The sequence below is a fragment of the Corynebacterium sp. HMSC071F07 genome, assembly GCF_001810285.1.
Lineage (GTDB): Bacteria > Actinomycetota > Actinomycetes > Mycobacteriales > Mycobacteriaceae > Corynebacterium > Corynebacterium simulans.
Genome location: NZ_KV800709.1, coordinates 40,091 through 54,687, shown reverse-complemented (window position 1 = coordinate 54,687; position 14,597 = coordinate 40,091). Strand labels below are relative to the sequence as shown.

Here is a 14,597-nt window from a genome sequence, read left to right as displayed (position 1 = left end):
GAAGGATGGCTTAAAAAGCCATGTCAAAAGCTACAAACGCTAAGCCATCGGGCGTCGTAAAGCGCGGCGTCGATGCAGCCCTCAACCCTAAGGCAGCCGTACCGGTGCTGCTATTCTGCTTCGTCTTTTCCCTCGTGGTGGATAATGGTTTTAAGACCATGACCATGCCGATTGCGCAAGGCTTGGGCATTGATGACAACACCGCCTCGCTGCAGGCATCCCTTGCCGGCGTCATCATCGGCATCGGCGCCGTCGTCTACGCGGCGCTGGCGGACTCCGTGTCCATCCGCAAGCTCATGATCACCGGTGTGCTCCTCGTGGCCGTCGGCTCGATTATTGGTTTCGTGGGCTCAGGCTCTTGGCCCATCGTGCTGGCCGCCCGCCTAATCCAGACCACCGGCCTGGCCGCCGCGGAAACCTTGTACGTCATCTACGTGACCAAGCACCTATCTGAAGCAGACCAAAAGACCTACCTCGGCTTTTCCACCGCCGCCTTCCAAGCTGGCCTGCTGATTGGCGCGCTGACCTCCGGCTTTATCTCCACCTACATCTCGTGGACCGCGATGTTCCTCGTGCCGCTCATCCTCGTGCTGTGCATCCCGGCCATCCACAAGATGGTGCCCGAGGACGAAGCAGTGGAGTCAAACCTGGACGTGCTCGGCCTTATCCTGGTGGGACTTTTCGCCACCGCGCTGACCATGTTCATGCAGGCGTTCAACTGGAAGTGGCTCCTCCTGGCCGTCGTGGCAGTGATTGGATTTACGCTGCACATCCGCTCCGCTAAGGCGCCCGTGGTGCGCCCGGAATTCTTCACCAACGGCCGCTACGTGTGGGCAATCACCCTGGTGTTCTTCATCTACTCCACGCAGCTGGGCTACATCTTCTTGTTGCCATTTGCGGCCAACGAGCTGCACGGCATGAGCATTGACCGCGCCAGCCTGCTGATGATTCCGGGCTACATCTGCGCCATCTTGGTCGGTGTCTTCTCCGGCAAGATCGGCAAAGTCCTGAACTCCCGCCAGACTATCTACACCGCAATTGTCATGATCGTCGGCTCCCTGGCCGTAGCCGCTCTCTTCGTGCAGGAGCACGTCGCCGTGCTGGCCGTGACCATCGTGACCTTCGCTTCTGGCTTCGCGCTGATGTATGCACCGCTGGTCAACACTGCGCTGCAAAATATCCCGGCCGCGAAGTCCGGCATTGCCATCGGCTTCTACAACCTGACCATCAACATCGCCATCCCGCTCGGCATCGCGTACACCGCAAAGCTCATTGACGTAAGCGATGGCTTCAACCTCGCCCTCGGCGTGCTGACCGCCGTTGGCGCATGTGGCGCCGTCCTCTACGTCGTGGCCGACCGCATCATGGCCCGCAAGGCGCGAGATGTTTCTCGCGCGAAATCTGTAGATGCTTCCGAAACACTCGCTTAAAGGAGAAGAAATGTCATCCAACGTCGCATCCATGATCGACCACACCCTGCTCAAGCCGGAAGCCACCGCGCAGGACGTCGCCGCACTCATCGAGGAAGCCCAGCGCCTGGGCACCTACTCGGTGTGCATTTCCCCGTCCCAGCTGCCGGTCGAGGTTCCCGAGGGTCTACACGTGGCAACCGTGGTGGGCTTTCCCTCCGGCGCGGTCAAGCCGGAGATCAAGGCCGCCGAGGCAGGCCTTGCCGTGGACAATGGCGCCGAAGAAATCGACATGGTCATCAACATCGCGCTGGCCATTGAGGGCCGCTTCGACGCACTCGAGGAAGAGATCCGCACCGTGCGCAGCGCCTGCCAGGGCAAGGTCTTGAAGGTCATCATCGAGTCCGCCGCGCTTTCCGACGACGCGATTGTCGCCGCCTGCCGCGCCGCCGAGGCTGCCAGCGCTGACTTCGTCAAGACCTCCACCGGCTTCCACCCAGCCGGCGGCGCCAGCGTTCACGCAGTAAAGCTCATGGCAGATACCGTGGGCGGCCGTCTCGGCGTGAAGGCCTCCGGCGGCATCCGTACTGGCGCGGACGCGCAGGCGATGATCGACGCCGGCGCCACCCGCCTCGGCCTGTCTTCCTCCGCCGCGGTGCTGGCGGACCTAGAAAACTAGTGGCTTAGAAGCTGAATCGAGGAAACAATGTCACTTGTTGAATACGCTCGCACGTGGGCCGAACACGACCCAGACCCGTTAACCCGTGACGAGGTCTTGGGCTGGATTGAAGCTGGCGACGAAGCCGCGCTGTCCGGCGCCTTCGCCGGCCCGCTGGCCTTCGGCACCGCCGGACTGCGCGCCGCCGTTGGGGCAGGCGAGTCCCGCATGAACCGTGCCGTGGTCATCCGCACCACCTATGGTTTGGTTTCGTGGCTAAAACAGCAGGTTGAAAACCCAGTCGTGGTCATCGGCTGCGATGCCCGCTACGGCTCGGCCGATTTCTACCAGGATGCTGCGGAGGTTATCTCCGCTGCCGGTGGCCGTGCCCTGGTGCTGCCCAAGCAGAACCCCACGCCGTTGACCGCCTATAGCGTGCGCGAGCTCGGCGCCGACGCCGGCATCATGGTCACCGCCTCCCACACCCCTCCAGCCGATAACGGCTACAAGGTTTACCTGGGCGGCCGCGTGGCCACCGGTGACGCCAACGGCGTGCAGCTTGTCTCCCCGGCGGACGCAGAGATCTCAGCGGCGATTGCTGCGGCGCCGTTTGCCAGCGAAGTCCCGCGTTCCGCCGACAACATCGAGGAAGTCGATACCCGCGCGCAGTACCTCGAGCGCGCCGCCAAGCTGGTGGGGCGGTCCACCAGCGCCAAGATTGCGCTGACTGCCATGCACGGCGTGGGCGCAAAGCTGGGCACCGCGCTGCTCGAGAAGGTCGGCTTCGAGGTTTCCCTCGTGCCGGAACAGGCCGAGCCGGACCCGGATTTCCCAACCGTTTCCTTTCCCAACCCGGAAGAGCCCGGCGCTCTGGACCTGGGCAAGGCGCACGCGGAAAAGATCGGCGCGGACATTCTCATCGCATACGATCCGGATGCTGACCGTTGTGCGGCCGCTATCCCGACGCACGGTGCGGAAGGCGGCGTCGTCTGGCGTCAGCTCACCGGCGACGAAACCGGCGCCTTGCTGGGTGACTACCTGGCGCGCAGGGGAGTGGGTGGAACGTTTGCTAATTCGCTCGTATCCTCGCGCCTGCTGGGCCGCATTGCCGCGCACTACGGCCTGCCGCATGAGGAAACGCTCACCGGTTTCAAGTGGATCGCCCGAACCCATGACTTGAGCTTTGGCTATGAGGAAGCCATCGGCTTTTGCCCCGACCCGCAGGCCGTGCGCGACAAAGACGGCGTTGCCACCTCGGTGGTTCTGGCCAGCCTGGCCTCGGAGTGCAAGGATGCAGGCATCACCCTGCAGGATCGCCTCGCAGAGATTTACTCCACCGTGGGCCGCCTGGCCACCGCTCCGCTGACCTTCCGTGTGGAAGACCTTTCGCTGATTACCCGCGGCATGGAAAAGATCACCTCGACCCCACCGACTCAACTGGCGGGCTCGGAGATTGCAAAGGCAGAAAAGTTTGCTCAAGGCATGAAGCTCTACACCGTGGACGATGACCGCGTCATCGTGCGCCCGTCTGGCACCGAGCCGAAGCTCAAGTGCTACCTGGAGTCCCCGGATCCGGCCCGCCTGGATGCCATTGCAGAGGATCTGCGGGTCTTCTTCGACATGTAGCTGCAAGTTCTTTGCCTTGGGCCGTGATGCCTGGAAGGAGATGGGGCGTAACGCTGAGCGCGTTACGCCCCCTTTCGCGTCTGGTGCCATTAATTTTAAGAAATTTATGGGTTGTGACCTAACCGTTACCTAACCCTATAAGCTGGCTTTTAACGCTTGAATGAAGACATTTCACAGGTTTATGGCAGGCGATGTCCATACATTGCGGTGGCGGAATCTCGCGACTTCCGTACTGTGGGTTTCGGCGCCGTAAAGAGAGCTAGCACAAACGCTTAGTTTTTCCAAACGGCCTGATAGTTGCCCATTTTTAAAGGAAGAGGAAATTATGACTAACCAGAATGCACGCGATATCAAGGACCTGTTCAACAAGACCGCATACGACGTAAACGGCGACAAGCTGGGTTCCGTCAAGGAAGTATTCGTTGATGACAACTCCGGTCAGCCAACCTTCGTTGAGGTTAGCCACGGTCTGTTTGGTATGAGCGAGTCCATCGTTCCGATGCGCGGCCACAAGTTCGCTGGCGAAGACGACCTCATCCTCGCATTCGACAAGGAGCGCATCAAGGATGCTCCAAGCGTTGACACCGACAAGGCTCTTAGCGCAAACGACCAGAACGAAATCTTCCGCCACTACGGCGTTGACACCATGAAGGACGAGCAGGCCTACACCGGTGGCCGCCACGACGTTTCCGATAAGAACAAGGCTGGCCTGGCTGCTGGCGCTGGTGCAGGTGCAGGCGTTGGCGCTGCTGCTGGTGCAGAGCACGCTGCTGGTGCAGAGCACAAGGAGCACGCTCACAAGGACCACGTTGCTGGCACCGAGGCTGCAGACCACACCAAGAACGCTGGCCACACCCACGCTGACGTTGATGGCCGCGATTCCCTGGTTCGTTCCGAGGAGCAGCTGGACGTTAACAAGGAGCGCGTCGAGACCGGTGAGGTTCGCCTGCGCAAGTATGTCGTAACCGAGACCGAGAACGTTGAGGTTCCGGTTACCCGCGAAGAGGTTCGCGTCGAGCGCACCCCAATCTCCGAGGAAGAGGCTGCTTCCTTGCGCGGCAAGAATAACCTGACCGATGACGAAGCATCCGTCACCCTCCACGAGGAGCGCGTCCGCGTTGAGAAGGACACCGTTCCGGTTGAGAAGGTTGAGCTGAACAAGAAGCAAGTTACCGACACCGAGCGCGTCTCCGAGGATCTGCGCAAGGAGCGCATCGAGACCGAGGGTGTAGACGGCAAGACCACCAAGTAAAAACTTGGATAGTACTAGGTAGCTAGTACCTAGTACAGACACCTCCTAAATAGGCCGCTGGCAGTATTGCCGGCGGCCTATTTGTCTTTATGTCTTTCTCGCTTCCTCCCGCGTTCGGAAAAGACTAGGAACTTCCCTGCCGTAGGGCGCCTCTGCCCATAGACTGGAATCATGAATGTTGAGGTGGATCCGCTGATTGAGGCGCTGTACTACTGGTCCGACGTCAGCGGCGTGTTATTGATGGGGATCATCGGTGGCACGCTTGCTCGCCAGCGCGGCTATGACATTGTGGGCTTTTTCTTTATCGCGATGTTCTCAGCCTTGGGCGGCGGCATGATCCGTGACGTCCTCATCAACCGCGGCACTGTCGCTGCCATGTCGCAGCCGGAATACCTCTACCTTGCTTTCGCCGGCGCGCTGATTGCACGATTCTTCTACTTCAAAGGCAGAACCTGGGACTATATTCAATCTCACGGGGATGCCATAGTCTCCGCGCTGTGGGCAGCCACCGGTACCGTGAAGGCGCTGACCTATGGCCTGCCGCTTATCCCATGCGTGATGATGGGCGTGTTTACTGCAACGGGCGGTTCCATGATCCGTGACATCAGTATGGGCCGCGAGCCAGCCGTCTTCGGCGATAATCAGCCCACGGTGATCCCCGCGGTGGCCTGTGCCGCAGTGGTGCTCGTGGCCGATTCCTTCGACCACCTGGCCACTGGCATGCTGGTGGGGCCGGTCGTTTCCTTCATCCTGACCTTGTTCGGCATCTGGGCCGGCTGGCGCATTCCTGCCCGCCAGGAATGGGCGCCGCTGAACGATACTGCGGCGCAGGTCATGCTGCTCGCGCGTAAGGCCGAGAACAAAGGCCGGGCAGTGGGGCGTCGCCTAGAGCCCACCAAGGTGCGCAGCTGGCGGCACCAACAGATGGAAAAAGCCCTGCAGCGCCGCATCGAAAAGCAAGTGCAAAATGGTCGCCTCCGTGCGGCCGCCACCAGCGATGCCACCGAGCTGCTTGAGTCCTTCACCGACACCATGGAGCAGCTCCACGGCGAGGCCATCCCAGCCACCGACTCCGATTCTGCCGCGAAGAATGAGGAAGCTCTAAGCCAAGAATCCAAGGGCATCCTGCAGGAAATCGGCGTGGACTTAAGCGGCGATTCCTATGAGGACTATGACGAGGATGAACCGCTGCTCGATCCAGAAATGCTCAAGGAGCAGCGTGAGAACCTAGACATCGTGCTCTCGGATGAAAAGCTGACCGATGAGTTGGTGGAGCACTTAGTCCAGCGCTATAAGAAGCAGAATTAAAAAGTGGATACTTAAGTGTAAAAACTCACCTTTTCTTCTGCTTTAGCTGGGCAATCATATAAGCTTATGCGGTGGAATCATTCAGGACTTTCCGAGGCGATTCCTTATATAAGTGGAAAGGGGGAAAACGTCATGTTAAAGCGCGTATTAAGCGTTAGCGCAGCCGCCACCCTGGTATTGGCATTATCGGCGTGTGTTCCCCCAGACCAGACCCCGGATATCTCGGGCGTTGACTTCATCACCACTGACGGCGCGGAGCCGCAGAACCCGCTGCTGCCAGCGGATATCAACGATGTGCCGGCCGCGACCATCGTTAATCTCATCTACTCCGGCTTGGTCTACCTCAACGAGGAAGGCGAGGCGGAATACGACGTTGCTCAGAAGATTACCCAGACCTCGCCTACTGAATACGACGTCGTCTTGCGTGAGGATGCGAAGTTCTCCGACGGCTCTTCAGTTCGTGCGCGTGACTTCGTGGATTCCTGGAACGCAGCTGTTCAAAACAACATGCTTTCCTCCTACTTCTTCAAGCCGATTCTGGGATTTGGGGAGGGCGAGCCCACCATGCGTGGTCTTAAGGTAACAGGCGATAGAACCTTCCACATTGAGCTGGCCGAGCCTACCGCGAACTTCGTGAAACGCCTGGGCCATTCGGTCTTTTTCCCCATGCATCCTTCAGCCGAGAAGGGCTATGACGCATATGGCATGAACCCCATCGGCAACGGTCCGTACCGCCTGGCGCGCTGGGATAGGGATGAAAAGATCAACCTTATCCCAAACGCGGAATATGTCGGCCCGCGAAAGTCCCGTAACGAGGGGCTGGAGTTTCGCTTTTATGAGACCGAAGAGGAATCCTATGCTGCCCTGCAGCGCGGCGAGCTGGACTTGGTCACGGATGTGCCGATCACGCATATCCACCGCTTTGAGGAGGAACTGGACGGGCGAAGCTTCAACGAGACTTCCGCCATGTTCAGCTTCATCACCATCCCGGCCAATGACCCGATGTTCCGCGGAGAGGCCGGCGCTTTGCGACGCCGCGCCATCTCCATGTCCTTCGATCGCACCCGCATCGCGCACGAAGTCTTGGACGATACTGTCACTCCGGTTACATGTTTTGCCACCCAAAAATATTGCCCTGAGATGGGGATGATTCCGGGTCAGGAAGTGCTGGTTTATAACCCAGAAAAGGCACGCGAACTGTGGGCAAAGGCTGATGCCATCTCGCCGTGGACGGGGCCATTTCTTCTGGGATATAACGCGGATGGCGGGCATGCGGAATGGGTCGATGCGGTAACTAAACAGGTTTCAGAGACACTTGGTATCGAGGCTTATGGCCGTGCTTTCTCGACCTTTAAGAAGTACCGGCAAGCCGTAACGGACCGTCAGATGCGCGGTTCCTTCCGTTCCAGCTGGCAGGCTGCGTACCCCTCGGAGGTCAACTTTCTGGAGCCGGTCTTCGCATCTAGCTCGTTGCTCAACGAGTCCGGCTTTAATAACCCGGAATTCGACAGGCTGCTCAAGGAAGCCAATTCCGAACTCGATAAAAAGGTCCAAGAGCAAAAACTGCTTGCAGCGCAGTCCATCCTTTTGCATGACCTGCCGGCGCTGCCGCTGTGGGAATCCAACGTGGTTGGCGGCTATGACACCGATATCGCGCGTCCACATTTCAGCTGGAAGGGAAAGCCGTTTTACTTTGAGCTGACTCGCGACAAAGGCTAACAGCGCATTTTTAGCTTTTAGCCGGTTGTCGTTGCGGAATCCTGGCTAATCTAAAAATATGAACCTCGTTGGCTACTTCTTTTATCGGATGTGGCAGGTCGGAATCGACCATGTCCTGCCGCTTGTCGCGTTGTTGCTGCTGGGCATGTTGGTGCCGCGGCTGGGTCGGCTGGCCATCCGCGTCCTGGAATCGCGGCTCGAGGAAGGCGAAGAGTCCACGAAGGCGCGCCTGGCCTTGGGCGGAGCTTTGGTCTACGTATTGCAGGCGGTGGCATATTTCTTGCTCGTGCTGGCCGCACTCTCGAACGTGGGCGTGCCGGCGCTGGGCGCGGCAATCCCGGCGACGGTGGTTTCTGCCGCCCTTGGTTTTGGTGCACAGAAGATAATCGGGGACTTCCTCGCGGGCTTTTTCATCCTTTCGGAAAAGCAATTCGGCGTCGGTGACTACGTGAGCTTTGAGGGCACAACGGGCGTGGAAGGAACCGTGGTGGCGCTGACCCTGCGCACCACGAAGGTACGTACGCCCACGGGCGAGGTGGTCATGGTTCCCAATGGCTCGGCGGGCGTTATCACCAACTTCTCGCAGGATTGGTCCCGCGCTGTAGTGGACCTTTCGGTGCCGCTCCACGAGGGCGAGACCCTTGAGGAAATCACTTCCCAGGTGCGTACGATTTCCCAGCAGGCCATCAAGGATCCGGCCATTGCTGGCGACGTCGCCGGCGAGCTCGAGATCCTTTCTGCCACCGGCATCGTGGAACCAACTGTTGCGGGTCAGCCTTGGCAGGTTAAATACCGCGTGCTCGTGCAGGTCAACCCTTCGCGGCAGTGGGCGGTTGAGCGCGCAATCCGCTCCGCGCTGCTCTCGGCGTTTTGGGATCACTACAACCTACCCAGCAACGCGACCGGCGTATTTCCTGCAGGTCCTTCCAGCTCCGTGGAAAGCCCGGTATCGAGCGCACCCCTGAAACCGCGGCGGAAAAGGGGCTGGGCGCGGCAGTGGCGGCGTCGGCAAGCGCAGATGGCGTCGCAGCGCGCGCTAGCGCCCACAACGCAGACAATGATGACACCGCCCTGGAGGAAGTTGCCAAAGCCAAGGACCATGGCCCCGGCAAGCCCGCGAGTGCGGATGTGGAAAAGGAAGAAAAGCCGGCCACCGGCATCTGGCGTGCGGATACCCCAAGCAGCAAGTTCCAGTACGTGTGGACTGCCGGTGGGCGCGTTCGTTCTTCTACCACCACGCTGCTGGCGGCACTTGCGATTACCGGACTGCTCATCTTTGCCTCCTGGAATCCGGAGGACGCCGGCACCGGTTGGCTAAACCCTGCCTACTGGTCACAGCGCGACGCCGCCACCTCGGAAGCGCCCGCCCCAGTCGCGCCGGGGGAGGAGGCCGACTCCTCGGCGGAGACCCCGCCTGCCCCGGGGACCACCACCCCGACCGAGGCCGCGGAGCCAACCACAAGCGCGGAAAGCTCTGCCGATTACGGCTCCAGTGAGGACGGCTCTAGTGAGGACGGCTCTCGGGCGGACTCGCGCTCGGGCTCCTCGGGCGCTGACTCCGACGCCGCCACCACCGTACCTGCTGAAACCGCAACACAGAGCGCGGTGCCTAGCGCGGAGCCCACCGCGGCAGAAGAAAGCGCCGCCGCTGGGGGAAGCGACGGCGCTTGAGCGATAGGGAGGATAGGGCAATAAGTGAAGGGGAATAGGGGGAGATTCCCAACGGCGCCCGCGCGCCGCGTAATGGATATCGAAACGCGCAGGGAAATGTTAACAAGCAACCAGATTGGGGGGAACCGGGGGTAAATTCCTTATTTAAAGCCCCTATTTGAAGCCCTGCCCCTTGCGCCACGTCATCGTGAGGCTATCGCGAACTGGCGAGCCGGGAGTCAAGATGTCATCCACGCGCAACCAATGCATCTCCGCTTCCTCGCGACGCACGGTGACGAAGGAATAACCGTGGTTATCCAGGTCCACGTGCTTGCAGTGTGGGTTGGCGCTGCGCAGGATGTGCTCGGCGGCGTCGGAAAGCGCGTTATTTTGCGGAAGCTTCAACTGCTCGTTGATGTTCGGTGCCGTAACCGAAGCGCACACCAGCTCCGCGCCGATGATGTTGCCTTGGTGGGTGATGTTGTGTGCCCACTCGGTGTGGATATCGCCGGTGACGAAGAGCGCCTGGGAGCCCTTGGCGGCCAGTGCCTCGATGACGCGGCGTCGCTCAGCGCTGTAGCCATCCCACTGATCACCGTTGACGGGGATGCCCGTGATGTTGGAAGAAAGCGCCGAAGATACCTTTTCGGTCTGCGGATCCTGCTGCAGCGTAATCAGGTTCAGCGGGGAAAACATCACGGAATTGCCCAGCATATTCCACGCGGTCTGCGAGGTTTCCAGCTTGCCGAGCAGCCATTCGTATTGCTCGGAGCCCAGCATCGTGCGGTCCTCCTTCGCAAAGCCCGCCGGGTCCCAGGAAAGCTCCTTGTCGCGGTAGGTACGCAGATCCATCATGGTCAGCTCCACCAAATCACCGAAGGTAAGTGAACGGTAGATGTGGCCATCCTGAGAAGGATTCGTCATGCGCACCGGCATCCACTCGAAGTAGGCCTGCATCGCGCCGGCGCGCCGGGAATTCCAGTCGCCCTCGGTTGCCGGATCGTGGTTCTCGGCGCCGCCGGCCCAGGAGTCATTGGCTGTTTCGTGGTCATCCCACACCACAATCCAAGGCAGTGCGCCGTGGGCTGCCTGCAACTCTGGGTCTGTGCGGTAGCGGCCGAAGCGCACGCGGTAATCCTGCAGCGAAACAATCTCGTGCGCCGGGTGATGGTGGCGCACCGGTCCAAAGCCCGAGTACTCGCCGACGCCGTATTCGTAGATGTAATCGCCCAAGAAAATCATGTAATCCAGCTGGCCAGCGCGCGCCCGCTTGGCGATGTCCGTATAAGCACTGAAAAAGCCCGACTCCCAGTTCGCGCAGGAGCCCACACCAAAGGTTAGCTGTTCCGGGGAAGCATTCGCCGCTGGGGCAGTCTTCGTGCGTCCGACCGGGCTTGCCTTGCCCGCGTGCTCGCCGTCGGTGACGCGAAAGCGGAAGAAGTACGTGGTCTCGGGGTTAAGCCCGTGCGGGTCCACGTTAACGGTATGGTCGCGCTCGCCTGTGGCTACCACGTTGCCACGCTTGACGACGTCGCGCATCTCCTCATCTCTCGCCACCTCCCACTCGAGCGTGATGTCGGGACCCACGCCGGAGCCAGGCATTGTGTCAGGCGAGGAGGTAACTCGGGTCCACAGGATGACGGAATCCGGAATCGGATCGCCGGAGGCCACGCCGTGCAGGAAAGGTAGCTCGCCCTTTGGCGGATCGATGAGCTGGCGTTTGTTGCCGGGAAGTGAGCTCTGCGCGTTGGCCGGGCTAAGCCCGCCCGCGGTCAGCGCCGCGGCGGAGGCGACGCTGCTGGTTTGGAGGAAGCGGCGGCGGTTAAAACCGCGGCGGGCAGGCGCATCATTCTGAGAGGTGTTTTGCGGAAAAATATTCATGTTCCCCAAATATTCTCCGGTTTGGAAAGCTCGCAACTCGGGGAGAAAGATTTATTTTTGCCTTTACTTGCGGTTTACGTAGCGTTTTTCTGGCCTTTCGAAAGGATGGGGCTGGGTACGCTGGAATGCATGAGTGAGTTCTCCAAGATTTCCGAATGGCCAGCTGACAATATCGCTGGGGCGCTGCTGCATCGCGGCGAAATCGTTGAGTCGGTGGGCGCGCTGGACAGGGCCTTCTCCGTCGCATCGGTGACCAAACCGGTGGTGGCCTATGGCGTTGCCATGGCCGTGGAGGAAGGCGCGGTGGACCTCGATATGCCCGCCGGGCCAGAAGGCTCGACTTTGCGGCACCTGCTGGCGCATGCTTCGGGCGTGAAGTTTGATTCCCGCGAGCAGCAAAAGCCGGTGGGCGAGCGGCGCATCTACTCCTCGGCCGGCTACGAGTGGGCGGCAGAGGTGGTGGAAGAGGCTACGGAAATGCCTTTTCCGGAGTATCTGCGCGAGGGCGTGTTTGCTCCGCTGGGGATGGGCTCGACGCGTCTTGAGGGCTCTGCCGGCCACGGTTTGGTGACCACGGTCAGTGACCTTGCGGCCTTTACCGCCGAAGTCTATTCGCCACAGCTGTTGGACCCAGGCACTGTGGCCGAGATGCGCCGCGTACAGTTTCCTGGCCTGCGTGGAATTGTGCCGGGCTATGGCAGCTTCAAGGATTGCACCTGGGGCTTGGGCTTTGAGATTCACGGCGAGAAACAGCAGTGGATGGGCGCGCTGCCTTCCAGCGCTGTAGGCCACTTCGGTATGTCTGGAACCTATCTGTGGCTGGCGGGGGATTGGGCCATGGTGGCTCTGACGGATCGCGATTTTGGCGACTGGGCCAAGCTCTTGTGGGCGGAGGCGAACACAGCGATTTGGAAGGAGTGTCAGGCGCGATAGGCGTTACTGGTGAGGCTCTCGAAAACCCTTGTTAACTAATGTTTCTCGTGTGAATTTTCAACCTTCGGTTGAGGTTTATCAAACGGGGGTTGAAGTGGTTGTTTAGGGTTGATGGGGCTCATGTGACGCGGGAGAATCGGCCCCAACGCGCAGACAGTTCGTTGGGGAAGACGAAGCTCGTCTGGCAGCACTTGGAGGCCGCCCCTTTTTAGGGAGGTCTGTGAAGCGCTGCTTTAAACATGTCGAAGGAGAATCGGCGTGAATACTCGCGTTCACGAAGCCGTCGCCACTGCAACGGCACCCAGCGCCTGGCCGCACCGCAATGCCGGTCAGGTGCACACCGCCGTGCTCACCATTGCGGGGATGCCCCGCAAACTGCGCCCGGCAGTAGAGCGTGCCATGGCACGCTGCATCACCACTGAGTCAGAGTTCATCGTCCCCGGCGACGATCCACTCACCGCCCAGTGGTGCACACGGTGGTACCGGGACATGCCCGGTGACGCCGAACTTGTGCGCGCCGTCGTACCGGCACGCGTGGGTATCGGCTGCCGCCAAGTCATCACCGGCACGCAAAAAGAGCTCGCCGCCCTCGAAAGGGAAGTCGAGCTCTTATCAAGCGAGCACGCATTCAGCGCGCGCGTTGACGTAACAATCTAGCCTTAGCTCCGAAGAACTAGTCCTCGGGGAAGGGGCTAGTGACGCGATCAGCCAAATCTGCCACCGAATCCAGCACCTGGTTCGGGCGGAATGGATAGCGCTGGATTTCGCGATCGTCGCTAATGCCAGTGCGCACCAAGATGGTCCGCAGGCCGGCCTCCAAGCCGGACTTCACATCGGTGTCCATGCGGTCACCAATCATGACCGTGTTCTCGGAATGCGCGCCTATGTTATTGAGCGCCGAGCGCATCATGACCGGGTTTGGCTTGCCCACGTAATAAGGCTCCCGGTTGGTTGCCGCGGTAATCAGTGCCGCGACCGCACCCGTTGCTGGCAACACGCCCTGCGGCGCCGGGCCCGTGACATCAGGGTTGGTGGCAATAAAGCGCGCGCCGCTGCGGATGAGATTAATGGCGGTGGTAATAGCCTCGAAGGAGTAGGTGCGCGTTTCGCCCAAGACCACGAAGTCTGGGTCGTTGTCGGTGAGTACCCAACCTGCTTCATGGAGGGCCGTCGTCAAGCCGGATTCGCCCACCACATAAGCCTTGCCCTCGCCCGTCTGGGTGGTCAAAAATGCTGCGGTGGCGGTGGCGGAAGTCCAGATGCGCTCGGCTGGAATCTTCAGGCCCGTGTTGTGCAGGCGCGCGGACAAATCTCGCGGAGTGGACATCGAGTTATTCGTCAGCACCATGAACTCGATGTCATTGTCATAGAGCGCCTGGATGAACTTATCAGCGCCGGGCACCATCTCGCCCTCTTTGATGAGGACGCCGTCCATATCGGATAGGTAAGAAATCAAAGCTAAACCTCCATGTGCTTATCTAGGTATTCGGTAAGTTGGCCGACGGTGTGGATGTCTTTCATTGCGGCCTCGTCAAAGCGCACCTTGAAGCGTTCCTCGGCGCGCACAGCCAGCTCGATGCGCTCGAGCGAATCCACGCCCAAGTCCTCGAGGGCGGCCTCACGCTCTACGCCCTCCGCGCTGCCAGTGACTTTCTTGATGAGCTCAGCCACCGCGCCGAAAGTGTCTTGGCGCTTATCCTCCTTTTCAGGGGCTTGGTTGAAGCGAGCTTGCAGTTGCGCGGAAAGGTCGTTTGCCATGCGTCCTAGTCTAATAGGGTCATATAGGTAGGTGCGGCTATTATGGGAAGGTCATGATTTATAGGGCTCGAGCAAAGACGATTGCGCACAGTTGGGCGCGCCGTTTGCGGCCGACGCGTCGCAACGAACAGCACCTCATGTACGAGTCCTTGCACAATCACACGGACGAGCCTGGGCTGACTGGAATCGATTCCTTGGGCACCGTGCGCAACGATGGCCTGGACATCGCGTGGTACGAGGTCGGCCCGCAGGACTCGGACATCACTGTGGTGTTCATCCACGGCTACTGCCTGTCCGCGGAGGCCTACTACAGTCAGGTGGACTACATGCGCCGGCATTTCCCGGAGGCACGCTGCCTGCTTGTCGACATCCGCGGCCACGGCCTTTCCCCCGAAGTCACCCC

The 14,597-nt window shown here is 60.3% G+C and carries 13 protein-coding genes and 1 pseudogene; 11 read left to right on the top strand and 3 right to left on the bottom strand.

The window, feature by feature from the left end:
• Nucleotides 1-20 precede the first annotated feature (20 nt).
• From HMPREF2724_RS06325 to HMPREF2724_RS13170, 8 genes and pseudogenes are all read left to right on the top strand, one after another.
• A complete protein-coding gene (locus HMPREF2724_RS06325) occupies nt 21-1,430 on the top strand; it encodes an MFS transporter (RefSeq protein ID WP_062038073.1) in 1,410 nt (469 codons plus the stop codon).
• A gap of 10 nt (nt 1,431-1,440) precedes the next feature.
• The gene (gene deoC, locus HMPREF2724_RS06320) at nt 1,441-2,088 is read left to right on the top strand and encodes a deoxyribose-phosphate aldolase (protein WP_061923817.1); all 648 of its coding nucleotides are present in this window, start codon (nt 1,441-1,443) and stop codon (nt 2,086-2,088) included.
• 27 nt (nt 2,089-2,115) lie between these two features.
• The gene (locus HMPREF2724_RS06315; protein ID WP_070587778.1) at nt 2,116-3,693 is read left to right on the top strand and encodes a phospho-sugar mutase; all 1,578 of its coding nucleotides are present in this window, start codon (nt 2,116-2,118) and stop codon (nt 3,691-3,693) included.
• Nucleotides 3,694-4,018: 325 nt separating this feature from the next.
• Nucleotides 4,019-4,945 (top strand): PRC and DUF2382 domain-containing protein, encoded by a 927-nt coding sequence (locus HMPREF2724_RS06310; protein ID WP_061923810.1) that lies wholly within the window; start codon nt 4,019-4,021, stop codon nt 4,943-4,945.
• 171 nt (nt 4,946-5,116) lie between these two features.
• Complete coding sequence (locus HMPREF2724_RS06305; RefSeq protein ID WP_061923808.1) at nt 5,117-6,253, top strand: trimeric intracellular cation channel family protein; 1,137 nt, start codon at nt 5,117-5,119, stop codon at nt 6,251-6,253.
• Nucleotides 6,254-6,385: 132 nt separating this feature from the next.
• The gene (locus tag HMPREF2724_RS06300) at nt 6,386-7,972 is read left to right on the top strand and encodes a peptide ABC transporter substrate-binding protein (protein ID WP_070456102.1); all 1,587 of its coding nucleotides are present in this window, start codon (nt 6,386-6,388) and stop codon (nt 7,970-7,972) included.
• 58 nt (nt 7,973-8,030) lie between these two features.
• Nucleotides 8,031-8,495, top strand: a pseudogene (locus HMPREF2724_RS13175) (mechanosensitive ion channel family protein); the annotation flags it as partial.
• Between the two features lie 347 nt (nt 8,496-8,842).
• On the top strand, nt 8,843-9,643 hold the full coding sequence (locus HMPREF2724_RS13170; protein ID WP_246818223.1) for a prolipoprotein diacylglyceryl transferase: 801 nt from the start codon (nt 8,843-8,845) through the stop codon (nt 9,641-9,643).
• Between the two features lie 153 nt (nt 9,644-9,796).
• On the opposite strand, the gene HMPREF2724_RS06290 is transcribed toward HMPREF2724_RS13170, so the two are convergent.
• The gene (locus HMPREF2724_RS06290; protein ID WP_070587773.1) at nt 9,797-11,503 is read right to left on the bottom strand and encodes an alkaline phosphatase D family protein; all 1,707 of its coding nucleotides are present in this window, start codon (nt 11,501-11,503) and stop codon (nt 9,797-9,799) included.
• A gap of 129 nt (nt 11,504-11,632) precedes the next feature.
• Between HMPREF2724_RS06290 and HMPREF2724_RS06285 the strand changes: the two genes are divergently transcribed.
• Together HMPREF2724_RS06285 and HMPREF2724_RS06280 are read left to right on the top strand one after the other, a co-directional pair.
• Nucleotides 11,633-12,436 carry a serine hydrolase domain-containing protein gene (locus HMPREF2724_RS06285; RefSeq protein ID WP_070587766.1) on the top strand — a complete coding sequence of 268 codons (804 nt, stop codon included), beginning with the start codon at nt 11,633-11,635 and terminating at the stop codon, nt 12,434-12,436.
• Nucleotides 12,437-12,694: 258 nt separating this feature from the next.
• On the top strand, nt 12,695-13,093 hold the full coding sequence (locus HMPREF2724_RS06280) for a hypothetical protein (protein ID WP_062038085.1): 399 nt from the start codon (nt 12,695-12,697) through the stop codon (nt 13,091-13,093).
• A gap of 16 nt (nt 13,094-13,109) precedes the next feature.
• Here the strand turns inward: HMPREF2724_RS06280 and HMPREF2724_RS06275 are convergent, their stop codons facing one another.
• Together HMPREF2724_RS06275 and HMPREF2724_RS06270 are read right to left on the bottom strand one after the other, a co-directional pair.
• Nucleotides 13,110-13,892, bottom strand: coding sequence for an HAD-IIA family hydrolase (locus tag HMPREF2724_RS06275; RefSeq protein WP_061923793.1), 783 nt, complete (start codon nt 13,890-13,892; stop codon nt 13,110-13,112).
• Between the two features lie 2 nt (nt 13,893-13,894).
• The gene (locus HMPREF2724_RS06270; RefSeq protein ID WP_061923789.1) at nt 13,895-14,194 is read right to left on the bottom strand and encodes an acyl carrier protein; all 300 of its coding nucleotides are present in this window, start codon (nt 14,192-14,194) and stop codon (nt 13,895-13,897) included.
• A 137-nt stretch (nt 14,195-14,331) separates the two neighbouring features.
• Here HMPREF2724_RS06270 and HMPREF2724_RS06265 point away from each other — a divergent pair.
• A partial coding sequence (locus tag HMPREF2724_RS06265) for an alpha/beta fold hydrolase (RefSeq protein WP_210386684.1) occupies nt 14,332-14,597 on the top strand: 266 nt, incomplete at its 3' end.

What these genes read in the sequence shown, in the direction of transcription:
- HMPREF2724_RS06325 (WP_062038073.1), top strand. Translation starts at nt 21, where the DNA reads ATGTCAAAAGCTACAAACGCTAAGCCATCGGGCGTCGTAAAGCGCGGC.
- deoC (WP_061923817.1), top strand. Translation starts at nt 1,441, where the DNA reads ATGTCATCCAACGTCGCATCCATGATCGACCACACCCTGCTCAAGCCG.
- HMPREF2724_RS06315 (WP_070587778.1), top strand. Translation starts at nt 2,116, where the DNA reads ATGTCACTTGTTGAATACGCTCGCACGTGGGCCGAACACGACCCAGAC.
- HMPREF2724_RS06310 (WP_061923810.1), top strand. Translation starts at nt 4,019, where the DNA reads ATGACTAACCAGAATGCACGCGATATCAAGGACCTGTTCAACAAGACC.
- HMPREF2724_RS06305 (WP_061923808.1), top strand. Translation starts at nt 5,117, where the DNA reads ATGAATGTTGAGGTGGATCCGCTGATTGAGGCGCTGTACTACTGGTCC.
- HMPREF2724_RS06300 (WP_070456102.1), top strand. Translation starts at nt 6,386, where the DNA reads ATGTTAAAGCGCGTATTAAGCGTTAGCGCAGCCGCCACCCTGGTATTG.
- HMPREF2724_RS06290 (WP_070587773.1), bottom strand. Translation starts at nt 11,503, where the DNA reads ATGAATATTTTTCCGCAAAACACCTCTCAGAATGATGCGCCTGCCCGC.
- HMPREF2724_RS06285 (WP_070587766.1), top strand. Translation starts at nt 11,633, where the DNA reads ATGAGTGAGTTCTCCAAGATTTCCGAATGGCCAGCTGACAATATCGCT.
- HMPREF2724_RS06270 (WP_061923789.1), bottom strand. Translation starts at nt 14,194, where the DNA reads ATGGCAAACGACCTTTCCGCGCAACTGCAAGCTCGCTTCAACCAAGCC.